Below are 15,171 nucleotides of genomic sequence, written 5' to 3' on the forward strand. Positions count from 1 at the left end.
GAGAGGATGCATCTATGAAAAAATTTCAAATCTTTTTATTTATTGAAGCCTGTCTGTTGACGGGAGCTCTGATTTTGATGGTATCAGAGCATTTTTCGCGTTTTCTGCTGATTCTGTTCCTCTTTTTGCTCTTGCTCCGCTATTATACAGGTAAGGAAGCCAACAACGTCTTCCTCCTTGTGACGACTATTCTTTTCTTTTTTATCGTTATGCTCAATCCCTTTGTGATTTTAGCCATCTTTGTAGCGGTGATCTATAGTCTCTTTCTTCTCTATCCGATGATGAATCAAGAAAGAGAGGAGACCGACTTGGTCTTTGAAGAGGTGGTAACGGTTAAAAATGAACACAATCCTTGGTTTAGCAATCTCCATCATTTCTCTAGTCACCAGACATGTCAATTTGACGATATCAACCTCTTTCGCCTCATGGGCAAGGACACCATTCATCTAGAAAGAGTCATCCTAACCAATCATGACAATGTCATTATCCTTAGAAAGATGGTCGGAACGACTAGGATTATCTTGCCCGTAGATGTGGAAATCAGCCTCAGTGTTAACTGTCTTTATGGAGATTTAACCTTCCTTCATCAACCTAAGCGAGCCCTCCGTAATGAACACTATCATCAGGAAACCAGAGACTACCTCAAGAGTAACAAGAGTGTCAAGATTTTCCTAACTACTATGGTTGGCGATGTGGAGGTGGTCAGAGGATGAAAAAGCAATCTTATCTGTTAATCGGCCTGACTTCACTCCTCTTTATTCTCTTTTTGGCTAATAGTCTGCTTGATATTCTAAATCTTGATTGGTCCTATTTGCTACAGGATATCGAGAAAACAGAGAAACTCATCTTCTTGATCTTGGTCTTTAGCCTTTCCATGACCTTCTTTTTTGTCCTCTTTTGGCGCGTGATAGAAGAAGTCTCTCGCAGAAAAATGCAAGTCAATCTCAAGCGACTGCTAGCAGGAAAAGAGGTGGTTGCCTTTGCAGATCCAGACTTGGATGCCAGTTTTAAGTCCTTGTCTGGCAAGCTTAACCTCTTGACAGAGGCTGTTCAAAAGGCTGAAAATCAAAGCCTGGTCAAGGAAGAAGCAATCATCGAGAAGGAACGAAAGCGGATTGCACGTGACTTGCACGATACAGTTAGTCAGGAGTTGTTTGCGGCTCATATGATTTTATCAGGTGTCAGCCAGCAGGCTTTGAAGCTGGATAGAGAAAAGATGCAGACCCAGTTGCAAAGTGTTGCAGCTATCCTTGAAACAGCCCAGAAAGATTTGCGGGTCTTGCTCCTACATTTGCGACCTGTTGAGTTGGAAGAGAAGAGTTTGGTTGAGGGGATTCAAATCCTCTTAAAAGAGCTAGAGGACAAGAGTGATCTCAAGGTTAGTCTCAAGCAGAATGTGTCTAAATTGCCCAAGAAGATTGAAGAGCATATCTTTCGTATTTTGCAGGAGTTGATCAGCAATACCCTCCGCCATGCCCAGGCATCTTGCTTAGATGTCTACCTCTATCAGACAGATGTTGAATTGCAACTAAAGGTGGTGGACAATGGGATTGGCTTCCAGTTAGGGAGTTTAGATGACTTGAGTTATGGACTGCGAAACATCAAGGAGCGGGTTGAAGATATGGCAGGAACGGTTCAACTCTTGACAGCACCTAAGCAAGGACTGGCGGTCGATATCCGTATTCCCCTGCTAGACAAGGAATCATAAAGGAGTAGAGATGAAAATTTTACTGGTAGATGACCATGAAATGGTCCGATTGGGCTTGAAAAGCTATTTTAATCTCCAAGACGATGTGGAAGTTGTGGGCGAGGCTGCCAATGGGGCTCAAGGTATTGAGTTGGCCTTGGAACTGCGTCCAGATGTCATTGTCATGGATATTGTCATGCCTGAGATGAATGGGATTGATGCAACCCTGGCTATTCTCAAAGAATGGCCTGAAGCCAAGATTTTGATTGTGACCTCTTACCTAGACAATGAAAAAATCATGCCTGTCTTGAATGCGGGTGCCAAAGGTTATATGCTCAAGACTTCTAGTGCAGACGAATTGCTGCACGCTGTTCGTAAGGTTGCTGCTGGAGAGCTTGCTATTGAACAAGAGGTCAGCAAGAAGGTCGAATACCACCGCAATTATATGGAACTTCATGAGGATCTGACTGCGCGTGAACGAGATGTGCTTCAACTGATTGCCAAGGGCTACGAAAATCAGCGCATTGCAGATGAACTCTTTATCTCCCTCAAGACGGTCAAGACCCATGTATCCAACATTCTAGCCAAGCTTGAGGTCAGCGATCGTACCCAGGCTGCGGTCTATGCCTTCCAGCACCACTTGGTAGGGCGGGAGGACTTTTAGATGAGTCTTGCAGATTTACTTGAGGAGCTAGAAGCGGCGAAAGATCCTGAGAAAGCAGGCCCAATGGAAGCCTATATGCGATACCAATTTTCCTTTTTAGGTATTGCAGCTCCTGAAAGAAATGCCCTCTACAAAAAATACTTTCCAAGTGCGAAAAAAACAAAGCTCATCTATTGGGATTTTGTAGACACTTGCTGGGAAAAGGATGCTAGAGAATATCAATATGTGGCTGCCAACTATTTGAAAGCTATGCAGTCTTATTTGACGGAGAACGATTTGCCTAAGCTTGAGCGTCTAGTCGTAACCAAATCCTGGTGGGACACAGTAGATATCCTAGACCGAGTAGTAGGAAGTTTGGTATATGACAAGCCAGAACTGGGAGAAATCATCCTCAAATGGAGCCTATCAGACAATATCTGGCTGAGGCGAGTCGCTATTGACCACCAGTTGTTAAGAAAAGAGAAGACGGATGTTCAACTAATGGAAAAGGTCCTGCTCAATAATCTGGACCAGACCGAATTTTTTATCAACAAAGCCATCGGTTGGGCCCTAAGAGACTACTCCAAAACCAATCCGGAATGGGTAGCAAGCTTCATCGAAAAAAACAGGGAAAGAATGGCTGAACTCAGTATCAGGGAAGCAAGCAAGTACCTTTAGCATCATTGAAAAGCGCATTCATTACTTGAAAATTAACCGTGGTTTATGCTATAATAGACTGTATTTAAAAAATTTTAAGGAGAAATGACAGAATGTCTGTATCATTTGAAAACAAAGAAACAAACCGTGGTGTCTTGACTTTCACAATCTCTCAAGACCAAATCAAACCAGAATTGGACCGTGTATTTAACTCAGTAAAGAAAACTCTTAACGTTCCTGGTTTCCGTAAAGGTCACCTTCCACGCCCTATCTTCGACCAAAAATTTGGTGAAGAAGCTCTTTATCAAGATGCAATGAACGCACTTTTGCCAAACGCTTATGAAGCTGCAGTAAAAGAAGCTGGTCTTGAAGTCGTTGCGCAACCAAAAATTGACGTAACTTCAATGGAAAAAGGTCAAGACTGGGTTATCACTGCTGAAGTCGTGACAAAACCTGAAGTAAAATTGGGTGACTACAAAAACCTTGAAGTATCAGTTGATGTAGAAAAAGAAGTAACTGACGCTGACGTTGAAGAACGTATCGAACGCGAACGCAACAACTTGGCTGAATTGGTTATCAAAGAAGGCGCTGCTGAAAATGGCGACACTGTTGTTATTGACTTCGTTGGTTCTATTGACGGTGTTGAATTTGACGGTGGAAAAGGTGAAAACTTCTCACTTGGACTTGGTTCAGGTCAATTCATCCCTGGTTTTGAAGACCAATTGGTTGGACACTCAGCTGGCGAAACTGTTGATGTAGTTGTAACATTCCCAGAAGACTACCAAGCAGAAGACCTTGCAGGTAAAGAAGCTAAATTCGTAACAACTATTCACGAAGTAAAAGCAAAAGAAGTTCCAGCTCTTGACGATGAACTTGCAAAAGACATCGACGAAGAAGTGGAAACTCTTGACGAATTGAAAGAAAAATACCGCAAAGAATTGACTGCTGCGAAAGAAGAAGCATACAAAGATGCCGTTGAAGGTGCAGCAATCGATAAAGCTGTAGAAAACGCTGAAATCGTAGAACTTCCAGAAGAAATGATCCACGAAGAAGTTCACCGTTCAGTAAATGAATTCCTTGGAAACTTGCAACGCCAAGGGATCAACCCTGACATGTACTTCCAAATCACAGGAACTACTCAAGAAGACCTTCACAAACAATACGAAGCAGAAGCTGAGTCACGTACGAAGACTAACCTTGTTATCGAAGCAGTTGCCAAAGCTGAAGGATTTGATGCTTCAGAAGAAGAAATCCAAAAAGAAATTGAGCAATTGGCAGCAGACTACAACATGGAAGTTGCACAAGTACAAAACTTGCTTTCAGCTGATATGTTGAAACACGATATCACTATCAAAAAAGCTGTTGAATTGATTACAAGCACTGCAACAGTTAAATAATCTTAAAAGAGAAAAAGCCCACCTGACTAGGTGGGTTTTCTGTTGCACTATTTTCCAAAAATCTCTTTGAGGTCTGCATCTGTAATCCCAATCATGGCTGGGATGCTAGACCAGTTTTCTTCGGTGAGGATGTAGGATTGTTCAGAGTCACTTGGTGTGGCAGTTTCAGAGAAGGCTTGTTTGCTTTCTTCAATATTATTTTCAATTAAATCACTGAAACGCTCAATCAGATAGGTCTTGCGGGCAGTCCCGATATGCTTAACTGCATAGTCAAAGGCCTGTAATTCACCTAGTAAGATAAGTTTGCTTTTGGCGCGTGTAATGGCTGTGTAGATGAGATTTCGCTCCAGCATGCGCTTGCTAGCACTAGTGATGGGCAGGATGACAACAGGAAACTCACTTCCCTGCGACTTATGAATACTCATGGCATAGGCCAGTCGAATCTTGTACCATTCGTTTCGAGGATAGATGACCTCATTGCCATCGAAATCAATGACAATCTCGTCTTGTTTGGACTCAGTGTATTTTCCAGGAATCAGGTCTGTGATGTAGCCTAGATCTCCGTTAAAGACATTAACTTCAGCGTCGTTGACTAGGTGAATGACCTTGTCCCCTGTTCGATAGTGACACTGAGTTGCTTCAAAGCTAACTTGCCCCTTTTGCTGAGGATTGAGCAGGTCTTGCATAAGTTGGTTGATGGCGTCAATACCAGCAGTTCCTCGATACATGGGTGCTAGCACCTGAATATCGCGAGCCGGAATGCCACTTCTGAGGGCAGCGCCAAGAATTTTCTCAATGGTAGCTGGGATATGGCCACTAGCGATTTCAAAGTAGGAGCGGTCTGCCTTTTTCTGGGTAAAGTCAGCTGGCAAGATGCCTTGTCGAATCTGACTCGCCAAGGTAACGATAGTTGATTCTTCGCTTTGACGGTAAATCCGTTCCAAGCGAGTCTGCGGAATCAGGGGTATCTGGAGCAGGTCTGCCAGGACTTGTCCGGGACTAACAGAAGGCAATTGGTCGCTATCCCCCACGATGAGAATTTTACTGTTTGAGGAGATGTTGGAGAAGAGCTGGTTGGCTAGCCAAGTATCCACCATGGAAAACTCATCTACAATGATAAAGTCGGCATCCAGATAATCTTCCAGATGGCTGGTATCATCGTCCCCCGTCATTCCCAAATGGCGGTGTATAGTAGCACTTGGCAATCCTGTCAATTCATTCATGCGCCGAGCCGCTCGACCAGTTGGAGCTGCTAGAAGGATAGGCAGACTGCTTTTTTTCCTGAGGTCAAGTCCTTCTAAAAGTGCATAAACAGCAATAATCCCATTGATAACAGTCGTCTTACCAGTACCGGGTCCACCTGTCAGGATAAAAACCTTGTTCTGGATAGCGTCACAGATAGCCTGCTTTTGAATGTCATCGTACTGGATACCCAGCTCTTCCTCAACACTAGCGATATGCTTGTGAATGGTTTCTAGATCTTGGCTCTTCTGTTTTTCTTTTTCAAGGATACGAACCAAGTGACTGCGAATTCCTTCTTCGGCGAAAAAGAGGCTGTTATCAAAGATTTTAGTGTCAATCTGTTGAACCTTGTCTTCTTCAATCAAATGAGATAATTCCTGAGCGACTTGGCTGGGGTCCAGTTCCACAGGACGAGAAGACTCGAGGAGAGTCAGGGTCTGTTCCAGCAAATCTCGAGCTTCCATATAGGTATCCCCCGTATCCATACATCCTTGAAAAAGACTATGGACAAGGCCAGCACGGAAGCGTTCAGGAGCTTGGCTTTCAATACCTAGTTCGGCTGCTAGTTGGTCAGCAATGGTAAATCCCAAGCCCTTGATATCCTCGACCAGCTGGTAGGGATAGTTTTCGACAATATTCAGCGTTTCTTCCTTGTAAAAGTCTTGAATCTGAAAGGCCAGTTTATTGGGAATGCCGTAGTTGGCTAGTTTTGCCAAAACCATTTCTGTCCCATAGTTTAGACGGAGAGTGGAAACAAAAGCCTCACGGTTTTTGGCAGAGAGTCCTGAGATGCCTTCTAGCTTTTCAGGATGTTCAAGAATTTCGTCAATGGTATTTTCACCATAGCTATCAACGATTTTTTGGGCCGTTTTGAGACCAATTCCTTTGAAATGGCTACTAGAAAAGTACTTGACTAGCCCATTTTTAGTTGGTTTTGCCCGCTCATAACGGCTGATCTGAAGCTGTTCTCCATACTTGGAGTGCTGAATGATTTGCCCCCAAAAAGTATAGTCTTCACCCTCAATTACATCAGCCATGGTTCCTGTAACGATGATTTCAAAATCGTCAAAGTCCTCCGCGTCCGTATCTTCGATATCTAGGAGGAGAATGCGATAAAAATTACTGGGATTTTCAAAAATAATCCGTTCAATGGTGCCTGAAAAATAAACTTCCATAGGTTTCCTTTACATGAGTTCGTGAGAGTTGGACCCTTAGCTTCTTTCAACAAGCTAGGAGACTAAAAGTCCTTCTTCTCGCAATAGAAAAAGAGACTGAGACTTAGCATTCTCGGCCTCTTCCTTATCTTAAAAAGTTCCGATACGGTTAAGTGGCCAGAAACGGAATTTTGCTTCGCCTTTGATATCGCTGGCCTTGAAGGTACCAACGTGGCGGCTGTCGCTAGAGACTAGACGATCATCACCAAGGAGAAGGTACTCACCTTGAGGGACAGTAAAGCTGAAGCTGGTATTGGAATTGACATCGACTGTAAAGGCCTGTGCCTTTTGAGCAAGTTCTCTAAAGTAAACTCCCTTATTGCCTTCAAATCCTTTTCCAGTATAGGTGTTTTGCAACTTTTCTGTTTTGAACAAGTTGAGGTATTCAGCTAGGTAAGGTTCATTCGTTTCTTCACCGTTGATAAAGAGTTTGTCATTTTCGTAGCGGATGGTATCACCAGGCATGCCGATAACCCTTTTGACAATATCTTTATTTCCGTCTTCCTCATGCGCAACCACGATGTCGAAGCGGTCAATTGGGAGATGTTTAACAACGAAGAGAACTTCTCCGTCGGCTAGGGTAGGGTCCATCGAGTGTCCTTCTACACGGACATTGCTCCAAAGAAAGATACGGCTAAGACCGACCAGTGCGATAATCAGGAAGAAAACTCCCCATTCTTTTAGAAATGTTTTAAACGAATTCATAATTTACCTTTCTAGAAGTGTTTTTGCTTTTTCAGTGTTTTTAAAATGCAATTTGGCACAGAAATGAAGTCCCTTCATGCCATAGGCCTGCAGGATTTTGCTAGCAACCTTATCAGATGCAGTTCCAGCGCCACTTGGCAGTTGATAGCCCAGTTCTCGTCCTAGATTTTCCAAGTTTTCGAGGAAGAGATCCCGCGCGATGATGGAGCTAACTGCAACAGCTAGGTATTTGCCCTCGGCTTTTTCTTCTAAGCTAATTTTGTTTGGAAAACGGTTGGCTTCTTGTGCCAAGTACTTATTATAGTTTTTAGGGCTTGTAAAAGCATCAATCACGATTTTTTCTGGCTGGATTCCTTTTTGAAGCAGGAGAAAGATAGCCTGGTTGTGAAGGGCAACCTTTACAGAAACAGCATTGTAACGCTCTCCGATAACTTCGTTGTACTTGCTCGGTGAAAGGAGGAGCGCTTGGTGCGAAATCTTTTCCTTGAGGATAGGGGCAATCTGACGAATCTTTTGGTCCGTCAGAGTCTTAGAATCCCCTACACCGAGTTTTCGCAAGAAGTCGTGCTGGTCAGGTGTCACAAAGGAAGCCACAACAGCCAGCCCACCAAAGTAGGAACCATTTCCCACCTCATCGGTACCGATCATAGGGAAATCTTGTCCACTGTTTTCTTGTTGAACCTGATAGCCAAAGAAATTGGCGTATTGCTCAGCAGCTTCGCCCTGCAGGAGGACTTTTCCAGAAGTATAGATGGAAACCGTTGCCTGAGGCAGTCTCAAAAAATAGCGAATATAAGGATTTTTACTAGGACTGAGAGCCTTCTGATACTGACTTAAAAAGCTCTGAATTTCCTGTTCACTTGGTGTGAGTGTGATACTTGCCATAGTCTCTATTGTACCACAAAAGCAGGAGAATTGGTAAAAACTGACAAAGTTAGCGAAATTTGGTATAATATCGTGAGGTGAATTTTATGGCAAATCTAAATCGATATAAGTTTACATTCGGGAAAAAGACATTAACCTTGACAACCGAGCATGACAACCTCTTTATGGAGGAAATTGCCAAGGTTGCGACTGAAAAATACCAAGCAATTAAAGAACAAATGCCTGGGGCGGATGATGAAACCATTGCGCTTCTTTTGGCGGTCAACTGTCTGTCTACACAGCTCAATCGTGAAATTGAATTTGATGACAAGGAGCAAGAGTTGTTAGAACTCCGTCACAAGTTGATTGCTGTCAAACAAGAACAGAGCAAGATTGAGGACTCCCTATGATTTCAATCCTACTCTTATTGGTTCTGGCTTGGGGCTTTTACATCGGCTACCGTAGAGGTTTGGTCCTGCAAGTTTATTATTTCCTCGTGGCAGTGATTTCAGCCTTTGTTGCGGGACAGTTTTATAAATCACTGGGTGACCACTTCCACTTGCTTGTCCCTTATGCCAATCCTCAGGAAGGACAGGGAACCTTTTTCTTCCCTTCAGACCAGCTGTTTCATCTAGACAAGGTCTTTTATGCGGGTCTAGCCTATCTTCTAGTTTTTGGGATTTGTTATAGTTTCGGACGTTTTATCGGTTTGTTCCTGCACTTGATTCCAACTAAAAAGCTCGATGTCAAATGGTTGCGTATCGGATCAGGCCTTTTATCTCTATTGGTAACCTTATTTGTCTTGCAAATGGCTCTGACCATCCTTGCAACAGTGCCTCTGGCAGTCATTCAAAATTCACTCGAAAAAAGTATAGTAGCCAAACACATCATCCAAAGTGTCCCTTTTACGACAAATCTTATCAAACAACTCTGGGTGACAAATTTAATCGGATAAAAAGGGCGGGATTTTTCCTAGCCCTTTGTTTACAGATTGGACGACTAAGTCAAAACCCCTAGTTGCTATAATCTTGTAAACCAGTATACAAGGAAAAAATATGAATACAAAAATACTAGAAACCTTAGAATTTAATAAAATCAAAGCCTTGTTTGAACCGCATCTCCTGACAGAACAAGGACTAGAGGAGCTAAAAGGCTTGGCCCCAACTGCCAAGGTGGATAAGATCAAGCAAGCCTTTACAGAGATGGAGGAAATGCAAGCTCTATTTGTGGAGCAACCCCACTTTACCATCCTAGCGACACGTGAGATTTCAGCTGTCTGCAAGCGTCTGGAGATGGGGGCGGACCTCAATATTGAGGAGTTCCTGCTCCTCAAACGGGTCTTGCTTGCTAGCAGAGAGTTGCAAGGTTTTTATGCCAATCTTGAAAATGTACGTTTGGAGCAGTTGGCGAGATGGTTTGAAAAACTACATGATTTTCCACACTTGCAAGGGAGTCTTCAAGCCCTAAATGATGCAGGATTTATCGAGAATTTTGCCAGCGAAGAACTGGCACGCATCCGTCGGAAAATCCATGATAGCGAGAGTCAAGTTCGAAATGTCTTGCAAGACTTGCTCAAGCAAAAAGTGCAAATGTTGACGGAAGGCATAATCGCTAGCCGAAATGGCCGTCAAGTCTTACCCGTGAAAAACACTTACCGCAACAAGATTGCGGGTGTTGTCCATGACATCTCTGCCAGTGGAAACACCGTCTATATCGAACCCCGTGAAGTGGTCAAGCTGAGCGAAGAAATCGCTAGTCTGCGAGCAGACGAACGCTATGAGATGATTCGCATCCTACAGGAACTCTCAGAACGGGTCCGCCCTCATGCTGCAGAGATTGCTAATGACGCATGGATTATCGGCCATTTAGACTTGATTCGTGCCAAGGTGCGTTTCATCCAAGAAAGACAAGCAGTTGTTCCTCAACTTTCAGAGAATCAAGAGATTCAACTCCTTCATGTTCGCCATCCTTTGGTCAAAAATGCTGTTGCAAACGATGTACACTTTGGTAAGGAATTAACAGCCATTGTCATTACAGGTCCCAATACTGGTGGGAAGACCATCATGCTCAAAACCCTGGGCTTGACTCAACTCATGGCCCAGTCAGGCTTGCCCATTCTAGCTGACAAGGGAAGCCGTGTCGGTATTTTCGAAGAAATCTTCGCAGATATCGGGGATGAGCAGTCTATCGAGCAAAGCCTGTCTACCTTCTCCAGCCACATGACCAATATCGTAGATATTCTTGGCAAGGTCAATCAGCACTCGCTCTTATTGCTAGATGAGCTTGGGGCAGGTACCGATCCGCAGGAAGGAGCAGCGCTTGCTATGGCTATTCTGGAGGATCTTCGTCTGCGTCAGGTCAAGACTATGGCTACGACCCACTATCCAGAACTCAAGGCTTATGGTATTGAGACAGCCTTTGTGCAAAATGCCAGCATGGAGTTTGATACTGCCAGCTTGCGTCCGACCTATCGCTTTATGCAGGGAGTTCCTGGCCGAAGCAATGCCTTTGAAATTGCCAAACGTCTGGGCTTGTCAGAGGTCATCGTAGGAGATGCCAGCCAGCAGGTCAACCAAGATAATGATGTCAACCGTATCATTGAACAATTGGAAGAGCAAACGCTTGAAAGTCGCAAACGCTTGGACAATATTCGTGAGGTGGAGCAAGAAAACCTCAAGATGAACCGTGCACTCAAAAAACTCTATAACGAACTCAATCGTGAAAAAGAAACTGAGCTCAACAAGGCGCGTGAACAAGCTGCCGAGATTGTGGAACTTGCTCTAAGTGAGAGTGACCAGATTCTCAAGAACCTCCACAGTAAGTCTCAACTCAAACCCCATGAAATCATTGAAGCTAAGGCTGAGCTGAAAAAACTAGCTCCTGAAAAAGTTGACTTGTCTAAAAACAAGGTCCTTCAGAAGGCCAAGAAAAAACGAGCTCCAAAGGTTGGGGATGATATCATTGTTCTCAGTTATGGTCAGCGTGGTACCTTGACCAATCAGCTTAAGGACGGCCGCTGGGAAGCCCAAGTCGGTTTGATCAAGATGACCTTGGAAGAGAAAGAATTTGACCTTGTTCAGGCCCAGCAAGAAGCTCCAGTCAAGAAGAAACAAGTCAATGTTGTGAAACGCGCTTCTGATCGTGGTCCGCAAGCGAGACTGGATCTTCGTGGCAAACGGTACGAAGAGGCCATGAATGAGCTGGACGCCTTTATTGATCAAGCCCTGCTCAATAACATGGCGCAAGTCGACATCATCCATGGTATCGGAACAGGTGTCATCCGTGAAGGAGTCACCAAATACCTACAAAGAAACAAGCATGTTAAGACTTTCGGCTATGCTCCACAAAATGCTGGAGGCAGTGGCGCCACCATTGTGACATTTAAAGGATAGAGAGGAGATGGAGTCAATATTTCTGAAAAAAGAAATGAAAAGTCAAAAAGTTTCATAGAATATATTGACAAAGGCTAACTTTTCTTGTAGAATAATAAAAAATAAAATACCAACACCGAATGAAGTTTAATAGAAGTGGAGAAAGGTTTGTTTTCCATGACTGTAAATGGACGGAACTCTGGAGAGACCGTAAAGGCACCGAAGGGGCAAGGCAGGCAACTGCTCAAACTCTCAGGTAAAAGGACAGAGCTAGGATAGACCGCTTTTTGGCATTTATCTAAGCATTCCAGAGTACATGTATCTTGCATGTGCTCTTTCTTTTGGGGTTGAAAGATAGGAGAAGGATATGTTAGAATTGCTTAAAGCGCTTGATGCTTTCGTTTGGGGGCCTCCCCTCTTGATCTTATTGGTCGGAACGGGTATCTATTTGACCATCCGACTGGGCCTTTTGCAGGTTACTCGTCTCCCTAAGGCCTTTCAGTTGATCTTTACCAAGGACAATGGGCACGGCGATGTGTCGAGCTTTGCTGCTCTCTGTACGGCTCTAGCAGCCACCGTTGGTACGGGAAATATCATCGGGGTCGCAACAGCCATTAAGGTTGGAGGACCAGGGGCCCTCTTTTGGATGTGGATGGCAGCCTTCTTTGGGATGGCGACCAAGTATGCCGAAGGCTTACTTGCCATCAAATACCGCACAAAGGATGCAAATGGAGCTGTAGCTGGAGGACCCATGCATTACATCCTTTTGGGGATGGGAGAAAAGTGGCGTCCACTTGCTATCTTCTTTGCCCTAGCGGGTGTATTGGTAGCCCTTCTAGGGATTGGTACCTTTACACAAGTCAATTCGATTACAGAATCCATTCAAAATACAGCCCAAGTTGATCCAGCTATCACAGCTCTGATTTTATCCATTTTTGTAGGGATTGCCGTCTTTGGTGGCCTCAAATCCATATCAAAAGTTTCGACAGCAGTGGTTCCTTTTATGGCTATTGTCTATATTTTAGGGACTCTTACAGTTATTCTCTTTAATATCGAGAAAATCCCAGCCACACTTGCCCTCATCTTTACTTCAGCCTTTAGTCCAACTGCTGCGGTAGGTGGTTTTGCAGGTGCCAGTATTCGGATGGCTATCCAAAATGGTGTGGCGCGGGGAGTCTTCTCTAACGAATCTGGTCTTGGTTCTGCTCCCATTGCAGCGGCTGCAGCTAAGACAAATGAGCCTGTCGAGCAAGGCTTGATTTCCATGACAGGAACCTTTATTGATACCCTCATTATCTGTACGTTGACTGGTTTAACAATCTTGGTAACTGGGGTTTGGAGTGGTGATTTGAATGGGGTTGCCTTGACCCAGTCAGCCTTTTCAACAGTTTTTTCATATTTTGGACCTTCCCTCTTGACCATTTTCCTTGTACTCTTTGCCTTTACGACGATTCTCGGATGGAACTACTACGGAGAACGCTGTTTTGAGTTTCTCTTTGGTGTTCGTTTTATCTGGCTTTACCGTGTAGTCTTTGTAGTCATGGTCTTGTTGGGAGGATTTATCGAGTTGGATATGGTCTGGATTATTGCAGATATCGTCAATGCCTTGATGGCTTTACCAAACTTGATTGCCCTCTTAGTCTTATCGCCAGTCGTCATTGCTGAGACTAAACAGTATTTTAAACACTAACCCAATCACACTTTTAGTGTGATTTTTTCATTTCATAGACATTTCCTATCAAGGCTATTGGAAATATATATTATCCAAGTGAAAAATTCTATGATAGACTAAATGACAATAAAATGAAAAGAGGTTTCTTATGACAACATTTACCATCCACACAGTAGAATCAGCACCAGCAGAAGTGAAAGAAGTTCTTGAAACAGTACAAAAAGACAACAATGGCTATATTCCCAACCTAATCGGTCTCTTGGCCAACGCTCCTACCGCGCTTGAAGCCTACCGAACTGTCGGAGCCATCAACCGCCGTAATAGTCTGACCCCAGTTGAGAGAGAAGTGGTGCAAATCACAGCTGCGGTAACCAATGGATGTGCCTTCTGTGTCGCAGGTCACACCGCCTTTTCGATCAAACAAATCCAGATGAATGATGATCTTCTTCAAGCTCTTCGCAATCGCACTCCAATCGAGTCAGATCCTAAGCTAGATACTCTGGCCAAGTTTACCTTGGCAGTCATCAATACCAAGGGTCGTGTAGGCGATGAAGCGCTTAGTGAATTTTTGCAAGCTGGCTACACGCAACAAAATGCCTTGGATGTGGTTCTCGGTGTTAGTCTTGCAAGTCTTTGCAACTATGCCAACAACCTAGCTAATACGCCTATTAATCCAGAATTACAACCTTATGCCTAGTTCGAATCAGAAAGAAAAAATGAAGACTGAGCAATCCAGTTTTCATTTTTCTATGCTATTTTAAGCGCTTTTATGCTATACTAATAATAACATGATTATTGGAGGCTCGGATGAAAAAGCTCCCCTTAGTATTCTCTGGCTGTTTATTAGGTTTAGCAGGTGCAGGAAATCTGATTGCAGATACTTGGCCAGTTCTGTCGCATTTATTTAGTCTGACTGGATTAGTTTTGTGGCTTTTCTTTCTGATTCTTCATCTTTTTAATTGGGAAGAAACCAGGAAAGAATTGACCAAGCCCCCTCTTTTATCTGGGATGGCCACTTTTCCTATGGCTGGGATGATTTTGTCGACCTATGTCTTTCGCGTATTCCCTGCTCTTCCTTTGGTAGCACAAGGGATCTGGTGGTTTTCATTTCTCTTGGATTTGGTTTTGATTGCTACTTTTACCATCAAATTTGCCTGTCCAGGTCGGAGGGTCAATGCGACTCCTAGCTGGACGGTACTCTATGTGGGGATTGCAGTAGCAGCCTTGACCTATCCTCTGGTAGGCATTATTGAGATTGCCTATGCAACCTTGAGTTTTGGTTTTGTCTTGACCTTCTATCTCTATCCGCTTATTTATAGCGATTTAAAGAAAGAACCACTCCCACTAGCCTTGCTTGGACAAGAAGGGATCTACTGTGCTCCCTTTTCTCTACTCTTGGCTTCCCTGGTTCGAGTTGGAGGAGCAGGCCTACCGACTTGGCTCCTGATCGTCATGATTTTGGCATCTCAGTCCTTCTTTTTCTTTGTTTTGACTCGCCTGCCCCATATTTTAAAGCGAGGATTTCAACCAGCCTTCTCAGCCCTCACCTTCCCAACCATTATCACAGCTACTTCGCTCAAGATGGCTCAGGGAATTTTGAAACTTCCATTTCTGGATTATCTGGTATTGGCTGAAACCGTTATTTGCCTCACTATTTTATTCTTTGTCTTGGGTGCTTATCTGATTTGGTTACGAAAAAAGGTCTAGCTAGAAATAGCT

At 43.8% G+C, this 15,171-nt stretch carries 14 protein-coding genes and 1 riboswitch; of the genes, 11 read left to right on the plus strand and 3 right to left on the minus strand.

Annotated elements, in window-relative coordinates; genetic code table 11:
* Nucleotides 1-14 precede the first annotated feature (14 nt).
* The 5 genes from liaF (at nucleotide 15) to tig (ending at nucleotide 4,384) form a co-directional block, all read left to right on the plus strand.
* Nucleotides 15-713, plus strand: a complete 699-nt coding sequence (liaF, locus tag ACORHV_RS01615) for a cell wall-active antibiotics response protein LiaF (protein ID WP_434398494.1) — start codon at nucleotides 15-17, stop codon at nucleotides 711-713.
* A complete protein-coding gene (locus ACORHV_RS01620; RefSeq protein WP_000744932.1) occupies nucleotides 710-1,708 on the plus strand; it encodes a sensor histidine kinase in 999 nt (332 codons plus the stop codon). The genes liaF and ACORHV_RS01620 overlap by 4 nt, the downstream gene beginning before the upstream one ends.
* Nucleotides 1,709-1,718: 10 nt before the next feature.
* The gene (locus tag ACORHV_RS01625) at nucleotides 1,719-2,351 is read left to right on the plus strand and encodes a response regulator (RefSeq protein WP_434398496.1); all 633 of its coding nucleotides are present in this window, start codon (nucleotides 1,719-1,721) and stop codon (nucleotides 2,349-2,351) included.
* Nucleotides 2,352-3,008, plus strand: coding sequence for a DNA alkylation repair protein (locus ACORHV_RS01630; protein ID WP_095726247.1), 657 nt, complete (start codon nucleotides 2,352-2,354; stop codon nucleotides 3,006-3,008). It begins immediately after the preceding gene.
* Nucleotides 3,009-3,100: 92 nt separating this feature from the next.
* Nucleotides 3,101-4,384 carry a trigger factor gene (gene tig, locus ACORHV_RS01635; RefSeq protein WP_000116506.1) on the plus strand — a complete coding sequence of 428 codons (1,284 nt, stop codon included), beginning with the start codon at nucleotides 3,101-3,103 and terminating at the stop codon, nucleotides 4,382-4,384.
* A 47-nt stretch (nucleotides 4,385-4,431) separates the two neighbouring features.
* Here the strand turns inward: tig and recD2 are convergent, their stop codons facing one another.
* The 3 genes from recD2 to rnhC all read right to left on the minus strand — a co-directional run bounded on the left by recD2 (nucleotide 4,432) and on the right by rnhC (nucleotide 8,430).
* Nucleotides 4,432-6,801 carry an SF1B family DNA helicase RecD2 gene (gene recD2, locus ACORHV_RS01640; RefSeq protein WP_434398499.1) on the minus strand — a complete coding sequence of 790 codons (2,370 nt, stop codon included), beginning with the start codon at nucleotides 6,799-6,801 and terminating at the stop codon, nucleotides 4,432-4,434.
* A gap of 129 nt (nucleotides 6,802-6,930) precedes the next feature.
* Nucleotides 6,931-7,545 (minus strand): signal peptidase I, encoded by a 615-nt coding sequence (gene lepB / locus ACORHV_RS01645; RefSeq protein ID WP_001083992.1) that lies wholly within the window; start codon nucleotides 7,543-7,545, stop codon nucleotides 6,931-6,933.
* A 3-nt stretch (nucleotides 7,546-7,548) separates the two neighbouring features.
* The gene (gene rnhC / locus ACORHV_RS01650) at nucleotides 7,549-8,430 is read right to left on the minus strand and encodes a ribonuclease HIII (RefSeq protein WP_000146898.1); all 882 of its coding nucleotides are present in this window, start codon (nucleotides 8,428-8,430) and stop codon (nucleotides 7,549-7,551) included.
* 86 nt (nucleotides 8,431-8,516) lie between these two features.
* Between rnhC and zapA the strand changes: the two genes are divergently transcribed.
* The 6 genes from zapA to ACORHV_RS01680 all read left to right on the plus strand — a co-directional run bounded on the left by zapA (nucleotide 8,517) and on the right by ACORHV_RS01680 (nucleotide 15,159).
* Nucleotides 8,517-8,819 (plus strand): cell division protein ZapA, encoded by a 303-nt coding sequence (gene zapA, locus ACORHV_RS01655; protein WP_000002028.1) that lies wholly within the window; start codon nucleotides 8,517-8,519, stop codon nucleotides 8,817-8,819.
* Nucleotides 8,816-9,364 carry a CvpA family protein gene (locus ACORHV_RS01660; protein ID WP_000623534.1) on the plus strand — a complete coding sequence of 183 codons (549 nt, stop codon included), beginning with the start codon at nucleotides 8,816-8,818 and terminating at the stop codon, nucleotides 9,362-9,364. Before zapA ends, ACORHV_RS01660 begins: the two co-directional genes overlap by 4 nt.
* Nucleotides 9,365-9,464: 100 nt before the next feature.
* Nucleotides 9,465-11,801: an endonuclease MutS2 gene (locus ACORHV_RS01665; RefSeq protein ID WP_434398502.1), complete on the plus strand. Its 2,337-nt coding sequence runs from the start codon at nucleotides 9,465-9,467 to the stop codon at nucleotides 11,799-11,801.
* Nucleotides 11,802-11,969: 168 nt separating this feature from the next.
* Nucleotides 11,970-12,058, plus strand: a riboswitch (glycine riboswitch).
* 89 nt (nucleotides 12,059-12,147) lie between these two features.
* Complete coding sequence (locus ACORHV_RS01670) at nucleotides 12,148-13,470, plus strand: alanine/glycine:cation symporter family protein (protein WP_434398504.1); 1,323 nt, start codon at nucleotides 12,148-12,150, stop codon at nucleotides 13,468-13,470.
* A gap of 130 nt (nucleotides 13,471-13,600) precedes the next feature.
* Complete coding sequence (locus ACORHV_RS01675) at nucleotides 13,601-14,149, plus strand: carboxymuconolactone decarboxylase family protein (protein WP_000206771.1); 549 nt, start codon at nucleotides 13,601-13,603, stop codon at nucleotides 14,147-14,149.
* Between the two features lie 110 nt (nucleotides 14,150-14,259).
* On the plus strand, nucleotides 14,260-15,159 hold the full coding sequence (locus ACORHV_RS01680) for a TDT family transporter (RefSeq protein WP_434398506.1): 900 nt from the start codon (nucleotides 14,260-14,262) through the stop codon (nucleotides 15,157-15,159).
* The last annotated feature ends 12 nt before the right edge of the window (nucleotides 15,160-15,171 follow it).

Source organism: Streptococcus sp. KHUD_016 (assembly GCF_051106465.1).
In the GTDB taxonomy this organism is placed as follows: Bacteria; Bacillota; Bacilli; order Lactobacillales; family Streptococcaceae; genus Streptococcus.

Coding starts and splice junctions, on each gene's coding strand:
- liaF (WP_434398494.1), top strand. CDS start 15: ATGAAAAAATTTCAAATCTTTTTATTTATTGAAGCCTGTCTGTTGACG.
- ACORHV_RS01620 (WP_000744932.1), top strand. CDS start 710: ATGAAAAAGCAATCTTATCTGTTAATCGGCCTGACTTCACTCCTCTTT.
- ACORHV_RS01625 (WP_434398496.1), top strand. CDS start 1,719: ATGAAAATTTTACTGGTAGATGACCATGAAATGGTCCGATTGGGCTTG.
- ACORHV_RS01630 (WP_095726247.1), top strand. CDS start 2,352: ATGAGTCTTGCAGATTTACTTGAGGAGCTAGAAGCGGCGAAAGATCCT.
- tig (WP_000116506.1), top strand. CDS start 3,101: ATGTCTGTATCATTTGAAAACAAAGAAACAAACCGTGGTGTCTTGACT.
- recD2 (WP_434398499.1), bottom strand. CDS start 6,801: ATGGAAGTTTATTTTTCAGGCACCATTGAACGGATTATTTTTGAAAAT.
- lepB (WP_001083992.1), bottom strand. CDS start 7,545: ATGAATTCGTTTAAAACATTTCTAAAAGAATGGGGAGTTTTCTTCCTG.
- rnhC (WP_000146898.1), bottom strand. CDS start 8,430: ATGGCAAGTATCACACTCACACCAAGTGAACAGGAAATTCAGAGCTTT.
- zapA (WP_000002028.1), top strand. CDS start 8,517: ATGGCAAATCTAAATCGATATAAGTTTACATTCGGGAAAAAGACATTA.
- ACORHV_RS01660 (WP_000623534.1), top strand. CDS start 8,816: ATGATTTCAATCCTACTCTTATTGGTTCTGGCTTGGGGCTTTTACATC.
- ACORHV_RS01665 (WP_434398502.1), top strand. CDS start 9,465: ATGAATACAAAAATACTAGAAACCTTAGAATTTAATAAAATCAAAGCC.
- ACORHV_RS01670 (WP_434398504.1), top strand. CDS start 12,148: ATGTTAGAATTGCTTAAAGCGCTTGATGCTTTCGTTTGGGGGCCTCCC.
- ACORHV_RS01675 (WP_000206771.1), top strand. CDS start 13,601: ATGACAACATTTACCATCCACACAGTAGAATCAGCACCAGCAGAAGTG.
- ACORHV_RS01680 (WP_434398506.1), top strand. CDS start 14,260: ATGAAAAAGCTCCCCTTAGTATTCTCTGGCTGTTTATTAGGTTTAGCA.